Origin of the sequence: Methylocystis sp., from assembly GCF_021731785.1 — a bacterium.
GTDB lineage: Bacteria > Pseudomonadota > Alphaproteobacteria > Rhizobiales > Beijerinckiaceae > Methylocystis.
Window position 1 is genome coordinate 1 of record NZ_JAKFWS010000106.1, and the last position, 4,301, is coordinate 4,301.

Annotated in this window: 7 protein-coding genes; 4 read left to right on the plus strand and 3 right to left on the minus strand. The window is 63.2% G+C overall.

The window, feature by feature from the left end:
• The 3 genes from QZ964_RS16070 to QZ964_RS16080 form a co-directional block, all read left to right on the plus strand.
• Positions 1-294 (plus strand): cytochrome c (locus QZ964_RS16070; protein ID WP_367119285.1); only part of this gene is annotated, 294 nt, incomplete at its 5' end.
• A 19-nt stretch (positions 295-313) separates the two neighbouring features.
• Positions 314-1,216 (plus strand): substrate-binding domain-containing protein, encoded by a 903-nt coding sequence (locus tag QZ964_RS16075; protein ID WP_292532722.1) that lies wholly within the window; start codon positions 314-316, stop codon positions 1,214-1,216.
• Positions 1,213-1,779: a PQQ-dependent catabolism-associated CXXCW motif protein gene (locus tag QZ964_RS16080; protein ID WP_292532723.1), complete on the plus strand. Its 567-nt coding sequence runs from the start codon at positions 1,213-1,215 to the stop codon at positions 1,777-1,779. Before QZ964_RS16075 ends, QZ964_RS16080 begins: the two co-directional genes overlap by 4 nt.
• Positions 1,780-1,951: 172 nt before the next feature.
• Here QZ964_RS16080 and QZ964_RS16085 read toward each other — a convergent pair whose 3' ends face one another.
• Complete coding sequence (locus QZ964_RS16085; protein ID WP_292532724.1) at positions 1,952-2,575, minus strand: hypothetical protein; 624 nt, start codon at positions 2,573-2,575, stop codon at positions 1,952-1,954.
• 45 nt (positions 2,576-2,620) lie between these two features.
• On the opposite strand from QZ964_RS16085, the gene QZ964_RS16090 reads away from it, so the two are divergent.
• Positions 2,621-3,397 (plus strand): HisA/HisF-related TIM barrel protein, encoded by a 777-nt coding sequence (locus QZ964_RS16090; RefSeq protein WP_292532726.1) that lies wholly within the window; start codon positions 2,621-2,623, stop codon positions 3,395-3,397.
• Here the strand turns inward: QZ964_RS16090 and fae are convergent.
• Both fae and QZ964_RS16100 read right to left on the minus strand, forming a co-directional pair.
• Complete coding sequence (fae, locus tag QZ964_RS16095; protein WP_292532727.1) at positions 3,366-3,935, minus strand: formaldehyde-activating enzyme; 570 nt, start codon at positions 3,933-3,935, stop codon at positions 3,366-3,368. The genes QZ964_RS16090 and fae overlap by 32 nt on opposite strands.
• A gap of 242 nt (positions 3,936-4,177) precedes the next feature.
• On the minus strand, positions 4,178-4,301 hold a 124-nt coding region (locus QZ964_RS16100; protein ID WP_292531418.1), incomplete at its 5' end, for a formaldehyde-activating enzyme.

The window sequence follows — 4,301 nt, forward strand, 5'->3', positions numbered from 1 at the left end:
GTCTGCCACGGTCCGAACGGCGGCGGCTCGACCTATGCGCCGGCGCTCAAGGATTCGGTGAAGCGTTTCAATTACGCGGAATTCGCCGGCATCGTCATCGGCGGCCGCCAGAACGGCAACAGCGTCATGCCGGCTTTCGCCGACAACAAGAACGCCGCCTGCTATATCGACGACCTATATGTGTATCTGCGCGCGCTCTCGACCGGTGCGATCGAGCCCGGCCGTCCGGGCAAGAAAGAGGATCGCCCCGAAGCCTTCGCCAAGGCCGAGGCCGAGTGCATGGCTCAGAAGTAAAGGGCGTCGAAACGATCGCATGATCGGCTTCAAACATCGCCGGCGCGGCTTGGCTGCGCTTTTCCGGGCTCACGCCGCCGCAATCCTCTTTGCGGCGGCGCCTGCCTTCGCACAACATATGGGGCCGGACTTCGGCGCCAAGGGCGACGACAACCAGGGTTCGATCGAACTCGTCGATCCCAAGACGCTGCGCGTGTGCGCCGATCCGAACAATCTTCCCTTTTCAAACGATAAGGGCGAAGGCTTCGAGAACCGCATCGCCGAATTCCTGGCAAAGAAGAGCGGCAAGAGTCTCGCCTATTCCTATTATCCGGGCGCGACCGGCTTCGTGCGCAACACGCTAAATGCGCATCTTTGCGACGTCATCCTCGGCATGCCGCAAGGCAATGACTTGGTGCAACCCACCAATCCCTATTACCGCACGACCTACGCCATCGTCACGCGCGCGGGCTCGGAACTCGACGGCGTAAAATCGCTCGACGATCCTCGACTGAAGGAAAAGCCGCATCGCATCGGTCTCGTCGCCAATACGCCGCCGGGCAATGTGCTGGCGATGAACGGCTTGATGGCGTCGGTCAAGCCCTATCCGCTGATGGTCGACACGCGCGTTGAATCTTCGGGCGCCGCAATGATCCACGATCTCGAGAAGGGAGAGATCGACATTGCGCTGCTGTGGGGACCGATCGCCGGCTACTACGCCAAGCATTCGAGCGAAAAGCTGAATGTGACTCTGCTGCCTGAGACGGCTGGCGCCCGCATGGCGTTTCGCATCGGCTTCGGGGTTCGCCACGCCGATCAGAACTGGAAGCGCGAGCTCAATACGCTGGTCGCGCAGAACAAGGCCGAGCTGGAACGCATCCTTCTCGATTACGGCGTCCCGCTGCTCGACGAGTCGGGACATCAGATCACGGTTGCGCGATGAATTGGGCGAACCCGTTGGCGCGCGGCGTTGTCGCCCTTTCCGCAGCCTTCGCGCTTTGCGCATCGCCGGCTATCGCGCAAGCGCCGCCGGAGCCGGAAACCTATCGCCTCGGCGATTATCACGCGCCGACGCCCGCAACGCTTAAAGGCGCGACGGTGCTCGACACGCCGCAGGCGTTCGAGTTGTGGAGCGGGAAGAAAGCGGTCTTCATCGACGCGCTGTCGCGTCCGCCAAAGCCCGAGGGGCTGCCCAAGAACGCGGTGTGGCGCGATCCCAAACGCTTCGACATCCCTGGCAGCATCTGGCTTCCAGACACCGGCTTTGGCGAACTCTCCGAGCCGCTGGCGCGTTATTTCGAACAAGGATTGACGCGCGCGAGCGGCGGCGACAAGTCGAAGCCGCTCGTGTTCTATTGCCGCACCAATTGCTGGGCGTCGTGGAACGCGGCGAAACGCGCGCTCACGCTCGGCTATACGAATGTGCTGTGGTATCCGCCCGGCGCCGACGCCTGGGAGCAAGCGGGGCATCCGGTCGAGGAGCGCCAGCCCGAGCCGCGCGAGTAAAGCGCGATTTCGATTGAGAGCTGGGGCTGTCATTTCCGACGCTCCGCCAGAGCGAAGCGATCGGGAATCCAGAGTAAGGCCAGCGATTCTCTGATCGCTTCTGGATTCCCGGTCGGGCCGTTGGCCTAGCGGAATGACACGCCAAACAAACGGATCAATCGGGTTCCGCCGCTTATTCCATCTTCTGCTGGATTATGCGCGCGAGCGCGCCGAAACGCTGCTCGATCAGAGCCGGGCTTTCGCACACATAGCCAACCATGCGCCGCTGCTCCTCGAAGAGCCGAAAACGCCATTGCAGCGCTTCGCTCGCCTTCCTGATCGCTTCGGGGTCTGGCGGCTTTCGATCCTGCAGGTCGCGCAGCGTCTGCGTTTCCTCGCGCGCCTTCCCCGCCATGTCTTTCAGGCGTCGCCCAAACCGATCGAGGCCGTTGACGACGTCGTGCCGCTCGTCGTTCATGCGCTCGTAGACGCCGGCGAATAGCATTGTCAGGCGCTCCTTGCGCCTGTCGCCGGCCGCGTTGGCGAATTGCGCGATGAGCTGCCCGGCCTCGTCCATCGGGGTGCGACGCTCTGAAACGCGGACCACCAGATCGGCCAGCGTTTGGTCCTCGCGCCAATGTTTCATGGGCTCATCGAGCGGCGGGCCGGTCCAGACGCTGGCGACTGCGAGTTCGGGCACGCGCACCTGCCGACAGGGCCAATCGGGCTGGCTCTGCTGCTGCTGCTGCGCGTGCGCCGTCGCGATTTGGGCGAATGCGAGTGAAACGAGAGCGAGAACCAGGCTGCGATAGGTCATGAAGTCCGCCGAGCGCCGCAGGAGCGCGACGCGCTATAATGCCCCATGCAGATCATTCCCGTCATCGATATTCGCAACGGCGCGGTCATGCGCGCCCGCGCCGGCGACCGCATTAGCTACAAGCCGATCTCATCGCCGCTTGCGGCGACGAGCGCGCCGGCCGATGTCGTCGCCGGTTTTATGACGGTTCATCGCTTCGAGAAAATGTACGTCGCCGATCTCGACGCGATCGAGGGAAACGGCGACAACCGCCGCGACATCCGCGCACTGACCGAATGCTTTCCCGCGCTGCGCTTCATGATCGACGCCGGCGCTAAATCTTGCGACTGGCGCGGCGTGCCGCGCATCGATTGCGTGATCGGCAGCGAAACCCTGTGTGATGGGGAATCCATGGCCGTCGCGAAAGACGATCCCGACGTCATTCTTTCTCTCGATTTTCGTGACGATGTTTTTTTGGGTCCCCCGGCGCTTATCGATTGCGAGCGGCTGTGGCCGCATCGGGTCATCGTGATGACGCTTACGCGAGTCGGCGTCAGAGCCGGGCCGGATTTTGACCGCCTTGCAAATATCATCGCGCGCGCAGGCGATCGGCGCGTCTATGCGGCCGGCGGCGTTCGCGACGGGCGCGATCTTGCCCGCCTCGAAGCGATCGGCGCCGCTGGCGCGCTCATCGCGACGGCGCTGCACGACGGCAGTCTGACGCGGGCCGACCTCGACCGCTTCACGCCAGAGCAAAAAAAAGGGAGCCCTGAGGCTCCCTTGGCTCCTTCGGCAAGCGATCTGCCGCCGCTCAGTTGGCGGCAAAGGGATGTTTCGCGGTGACGCGGGCCGAGAGCACGTTGCGCGCGGTCGGGTCGCCCTTCATTGCGCGGGCGATGGCTTCCTTGGTCGCGGAGTAGTTGAAGTCCTGGATTTTCTGATCGTCATTGGCGTCCCAATGGATGAAGACGCCGACGCAGATGAACAGGTCGTCGGCCTGGCTCATCGGAATGACGCCCTCGGCGACGCTGTCGGCGACGGCCTTGGCGACGCCATATTGCGCCGGACCGAACATCTGAACGGCCTGCTTGGCGTTCTTGATGGTCACCTTGTTGAACATCATCGTATAGGGCTTCACCAACAGGTTCGGCGCAACGACGGCGAGGAGGGTGGTAAAGCCGTCCTTGTTGTTGACGAGGCCGTTGGCGAAGGCCTTTTCGGCCGCCGAGCCGCGCGGACCCATGATCAGGTCGATATGCGCGACCTCATTGCCGTCGCCGATCAGCGATTCGCCGACGCTGGTTTTGGCGCTGCTGGAGGTGAAGCTGGACGACGGCTTCGGAAAAAGCGCGCCCAGTATTTTCTCAAAGAACGAAGCCATGATCCCATCCCTTCCGGTGCCTGCGCGTCCCTGCGGCGTCTTTAGACGTTCGCGCGCGGAGTGCCCTTTTTCCTCGTTGCGCCTTCCCTAAGGGAAGACGGAATTTCTACTGGCGACCGCCACAGCGCGCCAGACTTCAAACTCTGCCGGATTGCGCGGCCACATCGCCGCATCGGCGCGCGTCGGTCGACGGCGCGAGCGGGAAGCCTCGAACTCCCCGCTGCGCATGTTCTTCGCGCGGCTCAGTTCGGCGCGAAGGGGTGCTTGGCTTCGTTGCGCTTGGCGACGACTTCGGAGGCCTTCGGCTCGCCCTTGACGGCGCGCGCGATCGCTTCCTTCGTCGCGGTATAATTGTAATCCTGGATC

Coding starts and splice junctions, on each gene's coding strand:
- QZ964_RS16080 (WP_292532723.1), top strand. CDS start 1,213: ATGAATTGGGCGAACCCGTTGGCGCGCGGCGTTGTCGCCCTTTCCGCA.
- QZ964_RS16090 (WP_292532726.1), top strand. CDS start 2,621: ATGCAGATCATTCCCGTCATCGATATTCGCAACGGCGCGGTCATGCGC.
- QZ964_RS16085 (WP_292532724.1), bottom strand. CDS start 2,575: ATGACCTATCGCAGCCTGGTTCTCGCTCTCGTTTCACTCGCATTCGCC.
- QZ964_RS16075 (WP_292532722.1), top strand. CDS start 314: ATGATCGGCTTCAAACATCGCCGGCGCGGCTTGGCTGCGCTTTTCCGG.
- fae (WP_292532727.1), bottom strand. CDS start 3,935: ATGGCTTCGTTCTTTGAGAAAATACTGGGCGCGCTTTTTCCGAAGCCG.